The 19,487-nt window shown below is 67.3% G+C and carries 21 protein-coding genes; 11 read left to right on the top strand and 10 right to left on the bottom strand.

Annotation, left to right across the window (positions count from 1 at the left end):
- Window positions 1-240 precede the first annotated feature (240 nt).
- From mbhE to mnhG, 7 genes are all read left to right on the top strand, one after another.
- Window positions 241-2,598 carry a hydrogen gas-evolving membrane-bound hydrogenase subunit E gene (gene mbhE, locus HNQ08_RS21890; protein ID WP_184137052.1) on the top strand — a complete coding sequence of 786 codons (2,358 nt, stop codon included), beginning with the start codon at window positions 241-243 and terminating at the stop codon, window positions 2,596-2,598.
- Window positions 2,595-3,110, top strand: a complete 516-nt coding sequence (locus tag HNQ08_RS21895) for a Na(+)/H(+) antiporter subunit B (protein WP_184136870.1) — start codon at window positions 2,595-2,597, stop codon at window positions 3,108-3,110. Before mbhE ends, HNQ08_RS21895 begins: the two co-directional genes overlap by 4 nt.
- Window positions 3,111-3,261: 151 nt before the next feature.
- Window positions 3,262-3,726, top strand: coding sequence for a Na+/H+ antiporter subunit C (locus HNQ08_RS21900; protein WP_184136872.1), 465 nt, complete (start codon window positions 3,262-3,264; stop codon window positions 3,724-3,726).
- Window positions 3,723-5,291 (top strand): proton-conducting transporter transmembrane domain-containing protein, encoded by a 1,569-nt coding sequence (locus HNQ08_RS21905; RefSeq protein WP_184136874.1) that lies wholly within the window; start codon window positions 3,723-3,725, stop codon window positions 5,289-5,291. The genes HNQ08_RS21900 and HNQ08_RS21905 overlap by 4 nt, the downstream gene beginning before the upstream one ends.
- Window positions 5,288-5,797, top strand: coding sequence for a Na+/H+ antiporter subunit E (locus HNQ08_RS21910; protein WP_184136875.1), 510 nt, complete (start codon window positions 5,288-5,290; stop codon window positions 5,795-5,797). Before HNQ08_RS21905 ends, HNQ08_RS21910 begins: the two co-directional genes overlap by 4 nt.
- Window positions 5,794-6,054 carry an MrpF/PhaF family protein gene (locus tag HNQ08_RS21915; protein ID WP_039682283.1) on the top strand — a complete coding sequence of 87 codons (261 nt, stop codon included), beginning with the start codon at window positions 5,794-5,796 and terminating at the stop codon, window positions 6,052-6,054. The genes HNQ08_RS21910 and HNQ08_RS21915 overlap by 4 nt, the downstream gene beginning before the upstream one ends.
- Window positions 6,055-6,076: 22 nt before the next feature.
- Entirely contained in the window at window positions 6,077-6,493 is a 417-nt protein-coding gene (gene mnhG, locus HNQ08_RS21920; RefSeq protein ID WP_184136877.1) for a monovalent cation/H(+) antiporter subunit G, read from the top strand.
- Window positions 6,494-6,527: 34 nt separating this feature from the next.
- Here the strand turns inward: mnhG and cdd are convergent, their stop codons facing one another.
- Both cdd and HNQ08_RS21930 read right to left on the bottom strand, forming a co-directional pair.
- Window positions 6,528-6,983, bottom strand: a complete 456-nt coding sequence (cdd, locus tag HNQ08_RS21925) for a cytidine deaminase (RefSeq protein ID WP_184136879.1) — start codon at window positions 6,981-6,983, stop codon at window positions 6,528-6,530.
- Complete coding sequence (locus tag HNQ08_RS21930) at window positions 6,970-8,322, bottom strand: hemolysin family protein (protein ID WP_184136881.1); 1,353 nt, start codon at window positions 8,320-8,322, stop codon at window positions 6,970-6,972. Before HNQ08_RS21930 ends, cdd begins: the two co-directional genes overlap by 14 nt.
- Before the next feature lie 325 nt (window positions 8,323-8,647).
- Between HNQ08_RS21930 and HNQ08_RS21935 the strand changes: the two genes are divergently transcribed.
- Window positions 8,648-9,667, top strand: a complete 1,020-nt coding sequence (locus tag HNQ08_RS21935) for an MDR family oxidoreductase (protein WP_184136883.1) — start codon at window positions 8,648-8,650, stop codon at window positions 9,665-9,667.
- 29 nt (window positions 9,668-9,696) lie between these two features.
- Here the strand turns inward: HNQ08_RS21935 and HNQ08_RS21940 are convergent, their stop codons facing one another.
- Window positions 9,697-11,826 carry a S8 family serine peptidase gene (locus HNQ08_RS21940; protein WP_184136885.1) on the bottom strand — a complete coding sequence of 710 codons (2,130 nt, stop codon included), beginning with the start codon at window positions 11,824-11,826 and terminating at the stop codon, window positions 9,697-9,699.
- 126 nt (window positions 11,827-11,952) lie between these two features.
- Here HNQ08_RS21940 and HNQ08_RS21945 point away from each other — a divergent pair, with 126 nt between their 5' ends.
- The gene (locus HNQ08_RS21945) at window positions 11,953-12,510 is read left to right on the top strand and encodes a DUF2227 family putative metal-binding protein (RefSeq protein ID WP_184136887.1); all 558 of its coding nucleotides are present in this window, start codon (window positions 11,953-11,955) and stop codon (window positions 12,508-12,510) included.
- A gap of 17 nt (window positions 12,511-12,527) precedes the next feature.
- On the opposite strand, the gene HNQ08_RS21950 is transcribed toward HNQ08_RS21945, so the two are convergent.
- The 5 genes from HNQ08_RS21950 to HNQ08_RS21970 all read right to left on the bottom strand — a co-directional run bounded on the left by HNQ08_RS21950 (window position 12,528) and on the right by HNQ08_RS21970 (window position 15,267).
- On the bottom strand, window positions 12,528-13,265 hold the full coding sequence (locus HNQ08_RS21950; protein ID WP_184136889.1) for a YkgJ family cysteine cluster protein: 738 nt from the start codon (window positions 13,263-13,265) through the stop codon (window positions 12,528-12,530).
- A gap of 57 nt (window positions 13,266-13,322) precedes the next feature.
- Entirely contained in the window at window positions 13,323-13,790 is a 468-nt protein-coding gene (locus HNQ08_RS21955) for a Nudix hydrolase (protein ID WP_184136891.1), read from the bottom strand.
- Between the two features lie 11 nt (window positions 13,791-13,801).
- The gene (locus tag HNQ08_RS21960) at window positions 13,802-14,323 is read right to left on the bottom strand and encodes a YfiT family bacillithiol transferase (RefSeq protein ID WP_184136893.1); all 522 of its coding nucleotides are present in this window, start codon (window positions 14,321-14,323) and stop codon (window positions 13,802-13,804) included.
- Window positions 14,320-14,679 carry a nucleotide pyrophosphohydrolase gene (locus HNQ08_RS21965; RefSeq protein ID WP_184136895.1) on the bottom strand — a complete coding sequence of 120 codons (360 nt, stop codon included), beginning with the start codon at window positions 14,677-14,679 and terminating at the stop codon, window positions 14,320-14,322. Before HNQ08_RS21965 ends, HNQ08_RS21960 begins: the two co-directional genes overlap by 4 nt.
- A 90-nt stretch (window positions 14,680-14,769) precedes the next feature.
- Entirely contained in the window at window positions 14,770-15,267 is a 498-nt protein-coding gene (locus HNQ08_RS21970) for a DUF4384 domain-containing protein (protein WP_184136897.1), read from the bottom strand.
- 145 nt (window positions 15,268-15,412) lie between these two features.
- Between HNQ08_RS21970 and ftsH the strand changes: the two genes are divergently transcribed.
- Window positions 15,413-17,329: an ATP-dependent zinc metalloprotease FtsH gene (ftsH, locus tag HNQ08_RS21975; RefSeq protein WP_184136899.1), complete on the top strand. Its 1,917-nt coding sequence runs from the start codon at window positions 15,413-15,415 to the stop codon at window positions 17,327-17,329.
- A 58-nt stretch (window positions 17,330-17,387) separates the two neighbouring features.
- Here the strand turns inward: ftsH and HNQ08_RS21980 are convergent, their stop codons facing one another.
- Window positions 17,388-18,566 (bottom strand): mechanosensitive ion channel family protein, encoded by a 1,179-nt coding sequence (locus HNQ08_RS21980; protein WP_184136901.1) that lies wholly within the window; start codon window positions 18,564-18,566, stop codon window positions 17,388-17,390.
- 118 nt (window positions 18,567-18,684) lie between these two features.
- Between HNQ08_RS21980 and HNQ08_RS21985 the strand changes: the two genes are divergently transcribed.
- A complete protein-coding gene (locus HNQ08_RS21985; protein ID WP_184136903.1) occupies window positions 18,685-19,029 on the top strand; it encodes a hypothetical protein in 345 nt (114 codons plus the stop codon).
- 39 nt (window positions 19,030-19,068) lie between these two features.
- Here the strand turns inward: HNQ08_RS21985 and HNQ08_RS21990 are convergent, their stop codons facing one another.
- Window positions 19,069-19,449 (bottom strand): VOC family protein, encoded by a 381-nt coding sequence (locus HNQ08_RS21990; RefSeq protein ID WP_184136905.1) that lies wholly within the window; start codon window positions 19,447-19,449, stop codon window positions 19,069-19,071.
- Window positions 19,450-19,487: the final 38 nt, after the last annotated feature.

Consider the following 19,487-nt stretch of genomic DNA (forward strand, 5'->3'; position numbering starts at 1 on the left):
GCCCCGGGCGCCACCACCCGCGGGGGGGGGGGGTGGTGGGGGGGGGTGTTTTTTGGGGGGGGGGGGGGGGGGGGGGGGCGGGGCGGGGGGGGGGGGGGGGGGGGGGGGGGGCCCCCCCCCCCCCCCCCACTCCCCCGCCTGACAGCGCTGTCGTGTAGGTGCCGTCAATACCCCTTTCATTCCGGTGTGCTCTGATAGGACTCGCATGCCTGTTCTCCTTTCTCCTTGCCCGCCTCAAACGTGACGCTGGCCGTTCTCTTTCCCCTGCTGATGGCCGCGGTGTGCGGCCTGCTGGCCCGCCCTCTGGGCCGCCGCAGCGGCTACCTAGCGGCCCTGGGTTTCGTGCCCGCGCTGCTGCTGGCCGTGCCGCTGGCCGGAAACAGCGTGGAAGCTGGCGGCACTCCACTGGCCCAGGTCACGAACTGGGTGCCGGAACTGGGGCTGAATTTTGCGTTCCGGGGGGACGGCTTCTCGCTGCTGTTTGCCGTTCTGATCGGTGTGATCGGGGCGCTGGCCTCGCTGTATTCGGTGGCGTATCTGTCGCCGCACGAACGCTTCGGACGGTTTTACCCTTACCTGCTGCTGTTTGGCGGCTCCATGCTGGGCCTCGTCCTCAGCGATAACCTGATCGCGCTGTTCGGCTTCTGGGAGATGACCAGCGTGACCAGTTTTCTGCTGATCGGGCTGTGGCACACCCGCAGTGAGGCGCGTGACGGGGCCATCAAGGCGTTTCTGGTGAGTGCGCTGGGCGGACTGGGCCTGCTGGCGGCGGTGGCGCTGCTGTCGGTGGCGGGTGGCAGCACCCTGCTCTCGGAACTGGATCTGGAGGCGGTGCGGGCCTCGCCGCTGTTCGTCCCGGCGCTGCTGCTGACGCTGCTGGCGGCGCTGACCAAGAGCGCGCAACTGCCCTTTCACCTGTGGCTGCCCACCGCAATGGAAGCGCCCACCCCGGTTTCGGCCTTCCTGCACTCGGCCACGATGGTCAAGGCCGGAGTGGTGCTGGTGGCGAAGTTCGGCCTGATCTTCGGCAGCAGCCCCCTGTGGTCCGGGATCATCGTGCCCCTGGGAGTGGCAACGATGTTCTGGGGCTCATGGCGGGCGCTCAAGCAGACGGACCTCAAGGCGCTGCTGGCCTTTTCTACCGTGTCGCAACTGGGTCTGCTGATGGCGCTGTACGGGCTGGCCGACGCGGAGGGGCGCTTCGCCGCCACCACCCACCTGCTGAACCACGCGGCCTTCAAGGCGGCGCTGTTCTTCGTGGTGGGCATCATCGACCATGAAACGGGCACGCGGGAGACCTTCCGGTTGTCGGGGCTGCGACGCAAGTTGCCCCTGACGTTCGTGGTGGCCGGGCTGGCAACGCTGAGCATGGCCGGGCTGCCGCCGCTGGGCGGCTTCATCTCCAAGGAGCTGTTCTACGAGGCGATGCTGCACGCCGGCCCCGGCTTTATCGCGGTGGCCGTGATTGGCAGCGCCCTCACGCTGGCCTACTGCGCACGGCTGATCCGCATCTTCTTCGGCGACTTCCGCGCTCCCGAGGATGACGGCGGCCGCCTGCTGAAGTCCGAGATTCACGAGGCTGGTCCTGGCCTGCTGCTGCCGCCCGCACTGCTGGCCGGTGCGGCGCTGCTGTTTGGGGTGCTGCCCGCCAGCGCCGAGTGGCTGGCCCGCCGGGCCGGAACCGCGCTGGGGTTTGCGGGTTACGAGGGCCACCTGGAACTGTGGCACGGCGTCACCCCCGCGCTGCTGCTCACCCTGCTGACCTGGGGACTGGCCGCGCTGCTGGTCTGGCAGACGGCGCGGGTGTACTTCCTGCAGGTGCACCTGGAATTCCCAGTTAGCTCCAACCGGATTTACCGGGGACTGCTGATCGGGCTGGAAACCCTGGCCTCGCGCCTGATCGCCGGAACGCAGGGCCTGGCGTTGCCGGACCAGCTGCGGATCACGTTGGCCGCCGCTGGACTGATGGGCGGCTACGCGGTGTGGCGTGCGCCGCAGGTCTTCCAGCCGCTGGAGGGGGTACCCCTGAGCACGCTGCCGATCGCCGTGCTGCTGGTGGCCGGGGCGCTGGGCGTGCTGCTGTCGCGCAACCGCCTGACCGCCGTGGTGCTGACCGGCCTGACCGGCTTCGGCAGCGCCGTTGCCTTTCTGGCGATGCGCGCCCCGGACCTGGCGCTGACCCAGCTGCTGATTGAGGCCGTCACGGTGATCCTGTTCCTGCTCGTCTTCCGTTCCTTGCCGGGCTTCCGCAGCCTGCCGCGCGGGCGCACGCGACAGATCATCGACGTGGGGCTGGCCGGGGCAGCGGGCATCGGGACCACGCTGCTGATCCTGGCGAGCCTGCGCTTTCTGTCGCCGCCGATCTCGCCGTACTATCTGGAAAACGCCTATAAGGGTGGCGGGGGCAAGAACGTGGTGAACGTCCTGCTGGTGGATTTCCGTGGCTGGGACACGCTGGGCGAGGTGATGGTGGTGGCCATGGTGGCGCTGGCGGTGGGCAGTCTGGTCCGCCTGGGCCGCCGGGGAGAGGCGCGCAGCGAGAACGACACCGCGCCCACTTTGCCAGACCTGCTTGACCTTCAGGAGCGGCGGCCATGAGCCCGAAACGTTCCTCGACCAAAAGGGCGAAGCAGGCGGTCAGGACCGTGCCGGATCGGCCCCGACCGGGCGATCTGCTGATCAACGATCCGATCCTGAAGACCATCAGCCGGGCGGCCTTCGCGCTGGTGCTGCTGTTCGCGCTGCTGCTGCTGTGGCGCGGCCACAATGCTCCGGGCGGCGGCTTCATCGCGGGCCTGATGACCGTGTGCGCCCTGATCCTGCACCGGATCGCCAACGGTGACAGCGCCCTGCGGGTGGACCCTGTGAAATTCATTCCCTGGGGTCTAGCCCTGTCCTTTATCACCGGCCTCGTTCCGTACCTGCTGGGCCGTCCCTTTCTGAAATCCGATTACGGCTACCTCACCACCGCCCTGACGGGCGAATTCGAGTGGGCCACCGCCCTGCTGTTTGATCTGGGCGTGTATCTGGTGGTGGTGGGGGCAGGTCTGGCCCTGGCCTACGCCCTGATTGAGGTCAAGCCGACGGAACTGGTGGAGGGAGACGGATGAGGACTGCTCGGGGTCTGCCGGTCAAGAGGGCCAGCCGTCTGGCTGATCATGCACGTTGCTTCTCAACGCTCTTTCTATGGCCTGATGGGACTGCCGGAACAGTTCAGCAGGCCGCTCCCACCCATTGCCCAGCACTGCCGGAGGCCAGCTCATGGAAACCCTTTTCGCCATTCTGATCGGCCTGCTGGTGGCCGCGGGCGTCTTCCTGATGCTGTCGCGCACGATTGTCCGGGTGGTGCTGGGGCTGACCTTCATCGCGTACGGGGTCAATCTGGCGATCCTGACCGTGGCGGGTCTGCGTCAGGACTCGCCGCCGCTGCTGACGCTGGAGGGGCCGTACGTGGACCCGCTGCCCCAGGCACTAGTGCTGACGGCCATCGTGATCGGCTTCGGCACCACCGCGCTGCTACTGACCGTGGCCCTGCGGGCCTACCAGGTGGCCGGACACGACGACGTGGCGGCGTTCGGCGACAACCTGGCCCGTGACCCCGACGCCCCTGACGGTCAACATGCCGATCCCGAACACCTCAGCCCTGATTTGCCGGAAATGGATCACGCCGCGGAGACCGCCGCCCATCTGGCCGAGCTTGAGCGCCTGCGAAGGATCACGCGATGAATCCTGAATCCACCGCTGTGGTGACCTCTGCCCTTCCTCTTGCCCCGATTCTGACGCCGCTGGGCCTGGGGCTGCTGTTGCTGCTGCCCATGCGGCGCAGGTGGCGGGTGTCGCTGGCCCTGGCCTCGGCCCTTCTGACCCTGATCTTCTCGCTGCTGCTGATGAACAGCACCATGGGAGGCATGCTGGTCAGCGAGCTGGGCGGCTGGAAAGCGCCGTTCGGCATCGTGATGGCCGCTGACCGACTGGGCTCCTTTATGAGCGTCCTGGCGGCCCTCTGCGGCGTCTTCACGGTCTGGCTGATGGCCGCGCAGCCGGACCCGGTGCGGGAGCGCCACCATTCGTTCGCCCTGACCTCCTTCCTGTTCGTGGGGGTGCAGCTGTCGTTCTTGACCGGCGATCTGTTCAACCTGTTCGTGGCCTTCGAGGTGATGCTGGTGGCCAGTTACGCCCTGACGGTGCTGGGATCCACCCGCGAACAACTGCGCGAGGGTTTCCGTTACATCGTGATGAACCTGTCGGCCTCGGCGCTGCTGGTGGTGGCCTGCGGGCTGGCCTACGGCACGCTGGGCACGCTGAATTTCGCTCACCTGGCGCAGCGCAGCGCAGCGCTGGGGCCGAACACCACCGTGACCGCCGTGGGCGTCCTGCTGCTGATCGTGTTCGCGGCCAAGGGGGCGCTGTTTCCGCTGGGCTTCTGGCTGCCCGGCACCTACCCGGCTGTCCCCCACGCCACGGGTGCGTTCTTCGGGGCGGTGCTGACCAAGGTGGGCCTGTACGCCCTGATCCGGGTGTTCACCACGGTCTTCAATCAGGACCCGCAGTTGCCCGACACGCTGCTGCTGCTGCTGGGCGCGGTGACCATGCTGTACGGCGCTCTGGGCGCGGTCAGCCAGCGCGAGTGGCGGCGCATCCTGTCCTTCACGGTGGTGGGCTCGGTGGGTTACCTGGCTTACGGGCTGGGGCTGGGTTCGCCAGACGCACTGCGGGCCAGTCTGGCCTACCTGGCCGTCAGCGTGGTGGTCACCCTGGCGATGTTCCTGATTGCCGCTGTCGCGGAGCGGGCCAGCGGAACACGGCTGGTGCGGGCGCGCGGCTTTATCGAGTTCCTGCCGCTGCTGGCCGCCTGCTTCCTGCTGTGCGCCCTGACGGTGGCCGGCCTGCCCCCCAGCGCGGGCTTCGTCGTCAAGTTTGACCTGATCCGCGCCGGTCTGGAGGGGGGCACCGCACTCGCCTATGTGGCCACTGCCAGCGCCCTGCTGAGCAGTCTGATCACGCTGTACGCCCTGCTGCGGGTCTGGAGCGGCTTCTTCTGGGGCCGCCATCCTCAGGATGAACCGGTGCGCCGCGTCCGCTGGCCCGAGCGGCTGCCCGCCTACCTGGCTTCGGCGCTGGTGGCCGCGCTGACCCTGTTCGCCGGACCATTGCTGGGCCACGCACGCGGCACCGCCGATGAGCTGGGCAGCAACGCGTCCTACATCCTGGGTGTGCTGGGCGAGGGTCCGCTGGACCTTCCCCCTCCGCCCAGGGGGGACGAGGTGCAGGAACCCGAGGACGCGCCGTGAGGGGCATCTCGCTGAATATCCTGCTGGCCATCGTCTGGACGCTGTTCGTCGGCGAGTTCAGCCTGCGTGAGCTGGTCATCGGCATGCTGCTGGGCTTTGCCATTCTGAGTGTCTTCCCGCTGTCGCTGGGCACGGGCGGCTACGTCCGGCGGACCCTGGCCGCCGTGCGCTTCGCGCTGTTCTTTGCCCGCGAGTTAACGGCGGCCAACGTGCAGGTGGCGCTGTGGGCCCTGCGTCCGCACCCGCCGCTGCACCCCATGATCATCGCCTATCCGTTGCGGCTGAGCGGGGACAATGCCCAGACGGTCCTTGCCGCCACCATCACGCTGATGCCGGGCTCGGTGGCGATGGGCTTTAATCCCGAGCGCAACGTGCTGTACGCGCATGTGATCGGTGCCCGCAGTCCACGGGCCGCCCGTGAGAGCCTCGAGAAGGTGGAAAATGCTCTGCTGCCGCTTTACGGCCAGAGCGCCAGCCAGACGGACCCTGTGGAGACAAGCGCATGATCATCAATCTGGCTCTGGGCATCGTCACGCTGTCGGTTCTGCTGGTCACGGTGCGCGTGCTGCGCGGCCCCAGCTGGGGGGACCGGATCATGGCCTTCGACTTCCTGAGCGTCAATCTGGTGGTGCTGATTGCGTTGATCGCCGTCAAGACCCGCCTGATCGTCATGCTGGACGCCGCGCTGGTGCTGAGCCTGCTGGGTTTTCTCAGCACAGTGGCCCTGACGCGCTACCTGCTGCTGGGGCGGGTGATGAAATGAGCACCGAGCCAGGAGGGCAGCCATGAACGACTTCAATGCCGCCCGCGACATCCCCATTCTGCTGGGGGCCTTCTTCGTGCTGACGGCGGCCATCGGGCTGGTGCGCTTCCCCGATCTGTACTCGCGGCTGCACGCCAGCAGCAAGCTGATCACGCTGGGCTCGGCGGGCATCTTTATCGGCGTTGGGCTGGAATTTGCCCAGACCGAAGCGCTCTCCAGACTGGCGGCGGTGCTGCTCTTTCAGTTCCTGACCACGCCCCTGAGCGCTTATCTGATCGCCCAGGCTGCCTACCTCCGCGGGCTGGAGCCGCTGCTGGAGGGGCCGGACGAGTGGAATGCGCTCGGCAAGGCAGCGTTGCTGGACCGGCGGCCAGAGGAACTGAAGGAAGAGGAAGGAGAAGGGCAAATGGAACAGCCCTCTCCGCAGGGAAAGGGCTGAATGACCGGTGGGCACTGGGGCCCGTCTCGTGCCGCTATTCCGTCCCCACCCCGTGTCCGTCCTCGCGCTCTTCGAGCCGGAAGCCGTGCGGCAGGAAGTCGCGGACCAGACCGCTCAGGATGTCACCGTGGGCATTGACGCAGACCACACGGGCGTCGGGGGCAAATTCGTACAGCACCTGACGGCACGCGCCGCAGGGACTGGCGGGCGGGCTGGACTCGGCGTAGACCACGAGGTCCGTGAAGGTCCGTGCCCCGGCCGTTGCCATCGCCTGCACCGCCGACTGCTCGGCGCAGCGGCCCAGGCCGTAGCTGGCATTCTCCACGTTCGCGCCGCTGAAGATCTGCCCGTCCGGGGTTCTCAGGGCCGCGCCGACATGAAATTTGCTGTAGGGCGCGTAGGCCTGGACAAAGGCGGCCTTCGCGGCGGCCAGAAGTGCCGGATCAGGCGTGAGGTTCAGCGGATTCAAGGTGGAGTCAGTCTCGGCCATCATTGTGCTCCTCTATAGAGGTGATCACCAGTGGATTGGGATCGGAGGCCCGCTCGACACGCACGCGGCTGACCCGGCGCTCGTCGGCCTCCTCGACGGTGAAAGCCCAGCCCTCGTGAACGAAGGTGTACCCGACTTCGGGGATGTCACCAAATTGGTTGGTCATGAAGCCGCCCAGGGTGTCGAACTCGCCCTCGCCGTCTTCCAGATTGCTGCCCAGAATCGTCTCGACCTCGTGAACGATCATGCCGCCGTCGATCAGGTACACGCCCTCACCGATCAGCTGGTACAACGGCAACTCCTCTTCATCGGTCTCGTCGTAGATCTCGCCCACGATCTCTTCCAGGGCGTCTTCCAGCGTGACCAGGCCTGCGGTGCCGCCGAATTCGTCCACCACCACGCTCAGGTGCGACTTCTTCTCGCGCATCTTGGTCAGCAGGTCCTTGATCTTCATGCTCTCGGGAACGAAGAAAACCTTGCGCATGATGTCGGCCACGGTCAGGGTGTCCAGATCGTCCAGATGGCGCAGCACGTCACCGCCGTGGACGATGCCCACGATGTTGTCGGGCGTGTCCTGGTACACCGGAACGCGCGAGTAGCTGTGCTCGGCGTTCAGCTCCAGCATGCGGCGCAGGGGCGAGGCCCCGTCAACCACAATCATGTCGACACGTGGCGTCATGATCTCGCGCACGGTGGTGTCCGACAGATCGAAGACGTTGTAGACCAGTTCGCGTTCGCTGTCCTCCAGCACGCCTTCCTGGCTGGAGGCTCCCACGATCATGCGGATCTCCTCTTCCGAGTAGGCGGCGTGGTGTCCCGCCACCCCACGCAGGCCGAAGAGCCGCACCACGCCGTTGCCCATGGCGTTCAGCAGGATGATGGCCCACTTGAAGATCAACGTGAAGACCAGCAGCGGGCGCGTGACCATTAGCGCCACCTGTTCGGTGCGCTGCAAAGCCCAGCTCTTGGGCGCGAGTTCACCGAAGACGATGTGCAAAATGGTGCTGATGGCGAAAGCGAGGCCAAAGGAAATTCCCCTGATCTGCCCCTCGCTTAGCGTCCCGCCAGCCAGCAGTGGCGAGACCAGATGCTCGATGGCCGGTTCAGCCACGAAACCAATCGCCAGACTCGCCATCGTGATGCCGAGTTGCGTGGCGGCGATGTACAGGTCCAGATTCTTGAGCGCGCCCTGGGTGGCCCTGGCCGTCGCAACGCCCTCGTCGGCCAGCTGGTCGATGCGGGTGCGGCGCACGCTCACCAGCGAGAATTCCGCCGCGACAAAGAAACCGTTCATCAGAACCAGAACGAACAGCGCGAGTATTCCGAAAAGGTCATTCATGAATGGGCGCGCTCCGTAACCGCGCCCCGGTCATCCGCGTGGCACATGCTGCCCGTCCGCTCCGCCTGGAGGGATCGTCGTTGACCGGTGATGTGTAAACCTATGCCAGTGCGGCCACAGCAAAAACGCCGCCCTCAGGCGGAGTTCACCGGGCACTAGGAAAGAGCCGAAACTGGGAGGCTCCATAGCAGCGCAAAGTGTAACACACCCGGGCTCCCCGCGCAGGTCTAAACGATTCATGAGCGCCGCCGCGCCCTGACTCAGGCGTTAGCCTGAACGGTAAGCCAGCCACTGCCACCCCCTCGATTCTTTGGAGGTTTCACGCATGACCACAGCCAGCACTCCCGCCACCTACCGCGCCCTGCGGGTAATTCAGGACGGCCAGACCGGGGAACGCCAGGGCAGCCGCGCCGAATTGCAGACCCTGCCCCTCTCCGAGCTGCCCGAAGGCGAGGTGCTGATCGCGGTGTCGCACTCCAGCCTGAACTACAAAGACGGCCTGGCGGTGACCGGAAAGGGCATCCTGCGCCAGTTGCCCATGACCCCCGGGATCGATCTGGCCGGGACGGTGCTGGAAGACGCCAGCGGCACCTACGCCCCGGGCACCCCGGTGATCCTGACCGGGTGGGGCATCGGCGAGCGGCAGGACGGCGGTTACGCCACGCATGCCCGCGCGCGGACCGACTGGCTGGTCCGCCAGCCCGCAGGCACCGACGCCGCGTGGGCCATGAGCGTGGGCACGGCGGGCTTCACGGCCATGCTGGCGGTGATGGCGCTGGAGGACGCGGGCGTGCGTCCCGAACACGGCGACGTGCTGGTCACGGGGGCGGCAGGCGGCGTGGGCAGCACGGCCATCGCCCTGCTGAGCGCCGCCGGGTTCACGGTCACGGCCAGCACCGGTCGCACTGAGGAGGAGGCTTACCTGCGGGAACTGGGGGCTTCCAGCCTGATTCCCCGCGCCGAGTTGCCGGCCTTAAAACGCCCGCTGGAAAAGGAGCGCTGGGCGGGCGTGGTGGATACCGTGGGCGGCGAGACGTTGGCAGGGGCCTACGCGTCCACGCGCACCCATGGCGCGCTGGCCGTCTGCGGCATCGCTGGGGGCAACGGCCTGAACACCACGGTGTTCCCACTGATCCTGCGCGGCGTGTCCCTGCTGGGCATCGACAGCGTGACCTGCCCACAGCCCCGCCGCGAGGCGGCCTGGGCCCGCCTGGCCCGCGATCTGCCCGCCTCCAGGCTGGTGGCCGTGACCCAGACGCGCGGCTTGTCCGAGGTCATGGAACTGGCCCCGCAGATTCTGGCCGGGCAGGTGCGGGGGCGCACGGTCATTGATGTGAACGGCTGATTTAGGGTCTGAGCCTCTGCACGGACAGGCTATTTCGGCAGCAGGTCACCCACGTCTACCTGCGGGGTGGCCGGCCCCAGGGTGACCGAGGTCTGGGCACGCGGTTCGCTCGTCTCGCCGTAGATGCCGTTGCCGTCGCGGTCCCGGCCCCCGATGACGCTGAAGGTGCCGTTGCCCAGGTAGGCGGTGAAACGACCCAGGGCGTCCACGAGGGGCTGGAAAACCAGTCCGCGTGAATCCTGAATCCGCAGCCCCAGCGTGTCGCTGATGGCGGGTGCTCCCAGCGCGGCGACGGCGTTGATCATGCCGAAGCCGAACAGTGGGTCGCGCCCGGCGGCGCCCAGATCGGTGGCGGTGGCGCTCAGGCGGGCCAGGGTGGAGGCCGCGTCTGTTGTGACGCCCTTGCTGAGCAGCAGCGCGGCCAGCGCCGAGACCTGGGGGGCCGCCTGACTCGTGCCCACCTGGGCCTCGTAGTCCGGTTGATTCTTGACGTAGTTCCAGCTGGTGGAGAGCACCAGATCTGGAAAGGGCGCCCCGTTCAGGGTGCCTCCGTTGAAAATGCCGGGGTCCCGTGACGGATCGGTTCCTCCAGGCGCGCTGAACTGCACGGCCGGGTAGGCGTTGCTGTAGACCGCATGTTTGGGGGCGCTGCCGCCGGACAGGGTTACGCTGCCCACCGCCACCGCTGCTGGGCAGGCCGCCGGGTAGTACGGCGTGGTGCCGTAGCCATTGCCCGCCGCGACGATGACCAGCGATCCAGCGGCGCTGGCCTCCTGAACGGCCTCGCACATCGGCTGGGCGGTGTCGGCGCTGATCTCTGCGCCCAGGCTCAGGTTGATCACGGCGGCCTTGTGGGGGTTGGTATAGGTCACGTTTTTCTTCGTCGCCGGGTCAGTCAGAGTGACGGACAGGCCAGCGGCGTAACGCACGGCCAGCGACACGTCGGCGATATCGGCGTCGCCTCCGGCGTCGATCACCCGGATGGGCAGCACCTTCACGTTGGCCCGTCGTACCGCGCCCACCACGCCCGTGGCACTGCAGTCCGCGCAGGCGCCCGTGTTCTGGCCCCAGCGGGCGGCGATCAGGCCGGCCACGTGGGTGCCGTGGCTGCCGGTCTGGCGGGTCCGCTCACCCGGATCGGTGGGATCGCTGTCCACGCCGTCGCCGTCACCGTTCCGGGGATCGGAGAGCAGGTCCAGCGCGCCCTCTCCCGGATTCCACAGCTGCCCTTCCAGGTCCGGGTGGTCGTAGCGCACGCCGCTGTCCACCACCGCCACCGTTACGGGCCGCGAGTACGCGCCGCCCTCCATGTCGCGCCACACGGCGGGATACCCCAGCAGCCGGAAGGGCCATTGCAGCCCCGCATACTGGTCAGTAGGCTCCAGCGGCTGGGCGACGGGAAGGGCCTGGGCTCCGACGGATCGGGGCAGAGTCTGGGCGCGCAGGATGGCATTGGGAACGGCGTACTCCACCCCTGGGTCGGCGCGGAGGATTCGCAGGGCTGCCTCCACATCCTCCACCTGCAACTCGGCGCTACGATCGGACAGCGGGCGGCTGGAGCGAACGCTCAGGTCGGCGGTGCGGAGGACGTTCAGGACGTGCTCAGTCCTGGCATTTGTCCCCTTGACGGTGGCGGCGCCCCCCGCGCTGCGGTATTTGACGATGATGCCGCGCGCCCGGCCTGCCTCTGCCAGGCGCGCTGTGGGGCCAGGGCCCACCCGCAGGTCCTGGCCCTGCGCGCTGGCTTCCTGGCGCAGCCGGCCAGTCAGGACGTACTGATCGGCCCGGACCGTCCAGATGGCGGCCCCTTTGGGGGCATCCACGCCGCCCTGTGCGTCCTGCGAACCCGCCGTCCAGACGATCTTAATTTGGCCCGTCAGCTCGGCCTGATCGGCGGCCAGGGGGGTGTCGAGCCCGCGGTCTGCGCGGATCTGCACGTTGACGTCACCCTGGCCCGAAACTGGCGAGACCTGAAGCCAGTCGGGCACGTCGGTCACGGTCCACCGGCCGCTGAACGGCTGCGTGGCCTGCGTGCCCAGCGTACGGCCCAGGTCCAGCGACTGGTCCTTGAGTGGCAGCGGCGCGGCTGGAGTGCAGGCCGCCAGGGTACAGGCCAGCGCCAGACTCAGGGGCAGGGTAGACAGGGACAGGCGGGGCATTGGCCGTAGCATGCCGCATCCGGGTGGGGACTGCGTGAAAGAAATGCGGACCGCGCCGGGGACAGCGGACGGGTGGAGGGGGGCGGCGGGCTGGCAAAACCCCTTCCAGCACAGCACAATGGGGCGGTGCCCAGCGGACGTGTCCACAACCTGATCAACATTGCAGCCTACAGCGTCCTCGCCGCTGCCACCCTGATCCTCAGCCGCCAGGACCTGCTGACCATCACGCCGGTGCAGGCGCTGAATTTCACCCTTGCCTACGCGGCCGGAACGTTTCTCCTGTCACCGGACCTGGATCTGGCCGATGGCCGGGTGGACAGCAAACGTCACTGGGGGCTGCTGGGCTTTGTCTGGGTGCCCTACGGCAAGCTGTTCCGCCACCGGGGTCTGTCGCACAGCTGGGTGCTGGGGCCGCTGACCCGGCTGGCTTACCTGGCCCTGCTGATTACCCTGGTGGTGGGCGTGCTGCGCTACGTCGTGCCCGGGATGACGCTGCCCACCATCCCGCAGCCGATCAGCCTGAAATTCATCGTGCCGCTGGTGCTGGGCTACTTTCTTAGCCAGTGGCTGCACCTGATCGCCGATGGCATCCGGCCCGATCACGGCCTGCGGCAGGGGGCCAGAAAGCTGAAGCTGCAGCGTTCACGACACCGGCCAGCCCGGTCCAGAAGCCGGCGGGCCTAGGGGGCTGTCAAAGCCCTCTACTCAATCTGCAGCAGTTCCCGGTGCGCCAGCCCCCGCCCGCTGGCCACCTGCCATGCCCCGCGTGCGTCGCCACGTTCCACCCGCGTCATGAAGGCGGAGTCGGCGGCCAGCGTGGTCAGCAACCAGAAATCGCCCCAGACCTCCAGACCCCACGCGGCGCGCATGCTTTTGGACGCCGCCACCCACACCGGCTCCGACAGGTGCTCCAGCGGCGCGATGAAATGCCATTCGCCATCGGTGCCGGGGGTGCGGGCCACCTCACGGCGGTACTCACGTCTCTCGCGGTTGCTCATGGCCTCCCAGGTGCCCTCGGCGCAGTAGTGGGCCGGAAAGGCGCTGAAGGTGTCCCGGCAGCGGGTGGGCCGCGCCTCGTACTGGGTGCAGGCTCCATTCTCGCGGTCCAGCAGTGGGCAGAATCCCACCTCCTGGCGGTGACGCTGCACATACTGGGCGTCGTCCTTTGCGGTCCGCGCGTTCTGGAGGGCGGCGCGGGCGTGCGCCTCCACGGCCACCGCCTGCGCGGAGTCAATGGCGCGGGCGGTGATGATCGCCTCGGCCAGCGACACCCGGATCGGCATGTTGCAGCACTGGAAGCATCCCGCCTCGCAGAAGATCTTGCCGCCGCGCGCCCGGTAGCCCGCCTGCCACCTGTCGGCCTGCCGCCCGTAGCGGTCATAGGCCCGTTGCACGGGAGCCGTGACCGGATCGGTGGGGGAGGGAAGAGCACGCGTCATGAGGCGCAGCCTATCCCGCTGCCGAATGCAGAATGGAGAGGTGGGTGGGATTGGCCCCTAGGCTCTCGCCGCTTCCCGCAGGGCGTCGTCGTAAAACAGCCCCGTCTGATACATGCGAATCTTTCCGGCCGCGTAGAGCGCGTCAAATTCGGTCCGGCCCACGTACCGCGCCTCGGCAATCTCCTGGGTGAAGGCAGGCTGCAGCGTCTGCCTCGGCAGCGGCTCGGCCAGCCAGACGTGCCGCAGGATGAACGCGCCGTCCGGAAAGCGGCCCAGGTACGCGCCCACAAAGCGGGTGAGCGTCACCCGCAGCCCGGTTTCCTCGTACGCCTCGCGCACGGCGGTCTCCTGGGGGTTCTCGCCTTCCTCCACGCTGCCGCTGGGAATGTGCCACAGGCCCGCTTTTTCCGTCTGGCCCGCCGTGCCCCGTTCGCGCACCAGCAGAATGTCACCCGCCGCGTTCAGAATGACGACTCCGGCGGCGCGCAACTCCACGGCAACGTGTGTGGTCTCGTCGTGCTGCACCGGGCCTCCCCCTACCAGCCCTCGCGCCCACGCAGGACGGTGAGCTGCGCGACGTGGTGCCGCCCATGCCAGTCATACATCGCCAGCAGGGTGTCCAGCGTGTAGGTGCGGCCCTGAGCGGGGTGCGTCCACGGGCGACTCCAGTCCATGACTCCCTCCAGCACCGGCAGCAGGCGGGTGTGCAGGGCGTCCAGCAGCGTCAGGCTCACTTCCGGGGGCAGCTGATGGTCCGGCGACTGCGCCCAGCGGTCTTCCTCGTAGGGCTTGATAACCGGATTCTCCTCGGTCAGCGCCAGCTTGACGCGGATAAAGGCGTTCATGTGGCTCTCGGCAACGTGATGGACTACCTGCCGCACGGTCCAGCCGCCCTCGCGGTAGGGGGTGTCCAGTTGCGAGTTGCTCAGTCCGGCAACGGCGGCGCGCAGCTCCTGTGGCAGTCGGCGCAATTGGTCCAGCGCCGTCTCCCGCTCCTGTGCGCTCAGTTCCAGCGGCGTGGGCATCGGCCCCAGCGGGTAGCGGTGATCGGCAGTCATACGCCGCCCCCGGTCTGCGGGTCCTTGCGGGTCCAGCGGTTGGCGTCGCGGCTTTCCACCTTGTCCATCATGCGGGCAAAACCGCGCTCCAGGCTGATGCCGCCCCGGTTGGCCATACACATCATCACGAACAGCAGGTCTGCCAGTTCCAGCTCCAGATCGCCCGCGGGCTCGCCGGGTTTGGGCGTCTTGCCGTGTTCGTGGGCGATGACCCGGGCCACCTCGCCCGCTTCCTCGGTCAGGCGGGCCATCAGCAGCAGCGGCGGAAAATAGCCCTCCTTGAACTGCGAGATGTACGCGTCCACACGGGCGCTGGCGTCGGCGAAGGTCAGGGAGGGGGGGGCGATCTGGGACATGCCGCAGGCTAGCGCGTGGCCGGGCTCGAACCTCGACCGGAACGAAAAAGCCCCCTCCGCTGGGAAAGGGGCTGTCGGATATGGGCGTGCTTACCGGATATACAGGTAGGTTTCCTGCACGTCTCGGTCCCCCAGAGCGTAGGGGGTCAGGTAGGCGGTGGTGGTCGAGTTCCAGCGGTTGCCGTCGTACGTGCCGCTCAGCACGAGGCTCGTGGTGGGGCGCACGCGGGTAAAGATGGCACGCACCCGCTGGATGCCGCGCGGCTCGGCCAGGTTGTACATCACGCCGTCTTCGGGACGCGGGAAGAAAGTGGTCCCGGCATTCACGTAGACGTTCTGGGCCAGGACGCTGGCAAAGCCGTTGCTCTGCAGGGCGATCAGGGTCACGTAGCCGGGCACGCGGGCGCTGAACTGAAAACGCACTGCCTCGCCCACGGCGTAGGTGCTGCCCTCGCCCCGGTCCGGGCGCAGGCCGGTGATCAGGTTGCTGCGCTGCGGCTGAATCTGAACGTTGGCGTTGGGCTGGACAGTCACGGTGCAGGCGCTGAGCCCCAGGGCCAGCGTGCCGAGCAGAAGGAAGGTGCGCATACCCGGCAGCATAGGCGCCCAGGCTGACGGGAAGCTGAGAGAAAGCCGCCTGACAATTCAGGTTCGGGACCAGGAAACGCCCTCTGCGCGGCGTGATCCCATCTTTCCTGACGGTTGCCACGCTGGCCCTGACGTACCATGCGGTATGACCCGCGCCGTGCGTTCCCTGGTGTTGATGTGGCTGTTGTGCGCTGCTCCATGTTCCGCTGCCCTGGCCCAAGGAGAACCGGTTTTTCCCACCGCCACGCAGACGAAGCCGACGGATGAGACGCCCGGCACCCCGGCGGCACCGGGGACATTGCCGGGCGGCGGCTATAGCACCAATCGGTTCTTCGAGGACCTCAAGAATGGGCGGGTGGCCTCAGTCCGGCTGGACAGCGCCGGCAACGCCAGCGTGACCTTCCTGGCTGGGCCAAGTGCCTCGTCGCCGGCGATGCGCTCGCTGGTGGTGCCGCCCGACGGCGCCACGCTGGACAAGATTCGCGCGGCCAACGTGCCGCTGCGGGTGGTGGCGGGTGGCTCGCCCTTCGGCTGGATCACGCAGGCGCTGCCGCTGGTGTTGACCGCGCTGATCCTGCTGGTGTTGTGGCGCAGCATGCGCGGCGCTAGCGGTGGCGGCAATGCCGCCAGCAATTTCGGGAAATCGAAGGCGGCGGTGATTGCCGAGGGGCAGATCAAGCTGAACTTCACCGACGTTGCCGGCTGCGACGAGGCCAAGCAGGACCTGCAGGAAGTCGTGGACTTCCTGCGCCAGCCCGAGAAATACCACCAGCTCGGCGCCCGCATCCCCCACGGCGTCCTCCTCGTCGGCCCGCCTGGTTCCGGCAAGACCCTGCTGGCCAAAGCCGTCGCCGGCGAGGCCAAGGTGCCGTACTTCTCCATCAGCGGCTCGGACTTCGTCGAGATGTTTGTCGGTGTCGGCGCCGCCCGCGTCCGTGACCTGTTCGAACAGGCGCGCAAGAGTGCCCCGTGCATCGTCTTTATCGACGAGATCGACGCCGTGGGCCGCAAGCGCGGCGTCTCGATGCAGGGCGGCAACGACGAGCGCGAGCAGACCCTCAACCAGTTGCTGGTGGAAATGGACGGGTTCGGCAGCGGCCAGGAAGTGATCATCCTGGCCGCCACCAACCGCCCGGATGTGCTCGACGCTGCCTTGCTGCGTCCGGGACGCTTTGACCGCCAGGTGGTGGTGGACGCCCCCGACGTGCGGGGCCGCGAACACATCCTGAGGATTCACGCGCGCAAAAAGCCGCTGGACGTGAGCGTGGACCTGGGCGTGGTGGCCCGGCGCACGGCAGGGATGGTGGGGGCGGATCTGGAGAACCTGCTCAACGAGGCGGCGCTGCAAGCGGCGCGGGAGGGACGCAACCGCATCACCGGGCGGGATGTGGACGAGGCCAGAGACCGGGTGCTGATGGGCCCCGAGCGGCGCAGCATGGTGGTGCGGGAGGCCGATCGTAAGGTCACCGCCTACCACGAAGTCGGTCACGCCCTGGCCGCTCAACTCCTGCCCCATGCCAACCGCGTCAACAAGCTGACTGTGGTGCCGCGTGGCCGGGCGGCGGGCTTCATGATGCCCGATGCCGACGACCGCCTGCACGTCACCCGCCCCGCGCTCGAGGACATGATCGCCGTGGCCCTGGCGGGCCGCGCGGCGGAGGAAGTCATCTACGGCGAGGTCACCACCGGCGCCCAGAACGATTTCCAGCAGGCCACCAACATCGCTCGGCGCATGGTCACCGAATGGGGGATGAGTGACCGCATCGGCAAGGTGGCGCTGGCCTCCGATCAAGCCGGGTATCTGGGCGGCGGTTCGCAGATGCAGCCCATGTCAGAGGCCACCGCCCAGGAAATCGACGAGGAGGTGCGCGCCCTGATCGACGCCGCCTACGGACGCGTGCTGACCCTGGTGCGCGAACACTTGGCCGCCGTCCACGAGATCGTGCGCGTCCTGCTGTCCCGTGAGACCCTGTACGGCGAGGAGTTCTCCACCTTGCTGGCCGGTGGTCAGCTGGCCGAACCATCTCCAGTCAGCCTGAGCAAGACCGCCAGCCTGGCCTGAAATAGGGCGGGTGGCTGCAGGCGGTCAGCTCCCTCTGAGGCCCCTTTTCCTCGGCTGCTCAGTCCTCATCCTCCGGGTCACGGGTCTCGCTGGGTTTGATGGGAGAACGGGTGCGGTTCTGCTCGGGCGGCCTGCGCTCACCGTCGTCGCGCGTCAGTTTGATCTCGATAGGCGAGCCGCCGAAGTTCAGGCTGCGCTGGGGGAACGGAATCTCGATGCCCGCCTGATCCATGGCGATCTTGATGCGGCGATTGAACTCGCGGCCCACCGCGTACTGGCTCTTGGGCAGGACCTTGAACAGGGCGCGCAACGTTACGCCATCGGCGGCCAGCTGGGTGACGCCCTGAATCTCAGGTTCCTCCAGAAAGAAACGCTTCCAGTCCTCGGCGGCGTAAAGCTCGTCACTGACGGCCTTCAGCACGCGCAACGCGTCGTTGATGTTGGCATTGTAGGTCACGTCCACAGTGGCCACCACCCGGCTCCAGTCCTTGCTGCTGACGCTGACGGTATTGATCTGACCGTTGGGGACGATATGCACCGTGCCGTCCAGGGCGCGCAGGGCGGTCACGCGCAGATTCAGCCTCTCCACGTTGCCGCTGAGGGTCCCGCTGTTGACCGTGATCACGTCGCCCACACCGTACTGATCTTCCAGCAGAATGAAAAAGCCGGTGAAAACGTCCTTGATCAGGCTCTGTGCGCCGAAACCCACTGCCAGACCCAGCACCGAGACCCCGGCCAGCAGGCTGGTGGCATTGACCCCCAGCGCCTGCAGGCCCGCGATCAGGCTGATGATGATGATGATGACCTTCAGGGTGCTTTCCACCACGCCCTTGAGGGTCTGTACCCGCACGTTGCGGCGGTTGAATTCCTCGTCGCCCGGCACGATGCTCTCGCTGAAATTGCCCACCATCCGCCACGCGATCAGGGCGAGCGCCACGATCACCACGGCCTGTCCGGCGGTGTTGCGGAAGCCCTCGGCAATGTTCTGACCCAGTGCGAACAGCACGGGGACGTCGGGCAGGTAGATCTTGTAGGTGGCGTAGGCGACGTAACCCACCACCACGGTCACCAGCCACAGCCATTTCAGGGCCTGCAGCATGCGGGCGTCGATCTGGTCTTTCAGGGCCCGCAGCAGCAGGTGGCCAAAACGGTAGATGGCGTAGGAGATGACCAGCGCGATGGCCAGCCAGAGCCACACGCTGGGTTTAGACAGTTGGACAAGCAGAATTTCCAGCATAACGGTCCAGTCTCTCACAAAGGACCTGAAGCCGGAATGACAGCCGGATGGGAAAATGTAGGGTGCCTGCCGCCCTGACCGGCGGTGACCCTGCCCGCAGCCCACTAGACTGCCGGGTATGTCTTCCGAAGCCAGCAAAACAGCAGCCAGCAAGCCAGACAGCAGCAAGCCCATTTCTCCGGATGACCGCGCCCGGCTGGACCCCGTGTTCATGCAGGTGGTGCTGGACGTGCAGGCGCAGGTGCAGCAGACCCAGCCCACGCAGACCGGAAATCTGGCCGCCATGTTCCACAAGGAGACGGTGGGCGACGCCCTGCAAGGGCTGGCCATGCTGATCGCGGGCTGGAACCAGAACCGCATCGACGGCGCGGGGCTGGCCCGGGCCGTTAAATCCCTGCGTGCCCTGGATCTGCCCGAACTGGCCGGGCGGATGGAAAAACTGCGCCAGATCGACGAGGGCTGACCCGGGCGGGGAAACGGCTGGCCCGTCTCCCTGGACCGTCTAGCTCGAGGGGAGCCGCGTGATGATCTCCAGCCCGTGGCCGGTAGGGTCTTTGAAATACACGCCCCGTCCACCGTGATGGGTGTTGACCTGGCCGGGCAGGGTCATCTGCGGATCGGCCCAGTGATCCAGCTGGCTGGTCAGCATGCGGCCGTAAATTTCGTCGAAGGTGCGGTTATCGACCAGAAAGGCGACGTGCTGCATCTGGATGCTTTCCGTTTCCGGCTTTGCAAACTGGATGTGCGTCCCGTCCTCCAGGTACACCGTGGCGAACGGCCCCCAGAAGGTCGGGGCGTTCAGGCCGAACAGCCAGGCCAGGAAGGTGGCCGCCTCGGCTTTATCGTGGGCGGCGAGCAGAACGTGATGGAAGTGGATGGGCATGTGGGCCTCTGTTGGACGCGGCAGGGCCTCTGGCTCAA

This window comes from Deinococcus humi (assembly GCF_014201875.1).
In the GTDB taxonomy this organism is placed as follows: Bacteria; Deinococcota; Deinococci; order Deinococcales; family Deinococcaceae; genus Deinococcus; species Deinococcus humi.